Source organism: Pseudomonas sp. 05N432 (assembly GCF_056396945.1).
The window spans coordinates 1-753 of record NZ_JBFTMM010000065.1 but is presented as its reverse complement, the minus strand read 5'-3'; the positions used below and the strand labels follow the sequence as shown (position 1 = coordinate 753).

Annotated in this window: 1 protein-coding gene; it reads right to left on the bottom strand. The window is 30.1% G+C overall.

The features are described from left to right. Positions 1-450: 450 nt before the first annotated feature. Positions 451-639 carry a CsbD family protein gene (locus AC1DHT_RS29210; RefSeq protein ID WP_002440614.1) on the bottom strand — a complete coding sequence of 63 codons (189 nt, stop codon included), beginning with the start codon at positions 637-639 and terminating at the stop codon, positions 451-453. Between the last annotated feature and the right edge of the window lie 114 nt (positions 640-753).

Here is a 753-nt window from a genome sequence, read left to right as displayed (position 1 = left end):
ATCAAAAGGCTTGGTCTAATCAGATCAAGTCTTTTTTAGTACCAAAACTTATTACATAATCAAAAATTAATTTTCTTTAGATAATTTATATTGCTTGTAAGCATAATAAACTATAAATGACTGTACTACTACTTGTGCAAAAGATAATGCTATACGAATGCTTTTCTTAGTTTTCTCACTCATTTTCTTCAACTCCTTTTGTTGCTTTATTCCAATTGCTTTATTGACGTTGAGCCTCGGAACCCTTAACAATCCCAAAACTTGTCGAATGGTCGGCTTAATAGCTCACGCTATGCCGACATTCGTCTCCAAGTTTAGTTAAGGGTTCTTCTCAACATCAATAAATTTTCTCGGCATAAATGCGTGTCTTATTATTTATTTTTATTCACTTTAAATAAAAAACGTCCCAAGTATGCTACATAATAATACTTAAGACGTTTTAATTTTTATTTAGTTTTTATCTCCTTTAACTTTATCAATCAAGTCATTAGCTTTATCTTTAACATCATCTACTACTTCTTTGGCTTTACCAGAAGCTTTATCTCCTTTACCTTCTGCTTTTAAATCCTTATTATCAGTAGCATCTCCAATAGTCTCTTTGATATTTCCTTTTGCTTGTTCGAATTTTTCTTCGCTCATTTTCTATTCCTCCTAAATAATCAATGTCTACAATACAATTCTATTATTCAAATACCCTTTTTAAAAGTGAAATCATATCCTTTTTTATCCCATGCATTAAACCTTGTATTATCC

Excerpts from the sequence above, each read along its gene's own strand:
- AC1DHT_RS29210 (WP_002440614.1), bottom strand. The coding sequence starts at position 639 with ATGAGCGAAGAAAAATTCGAACAAGCAAAAGGAAATATCAAAGAGACT.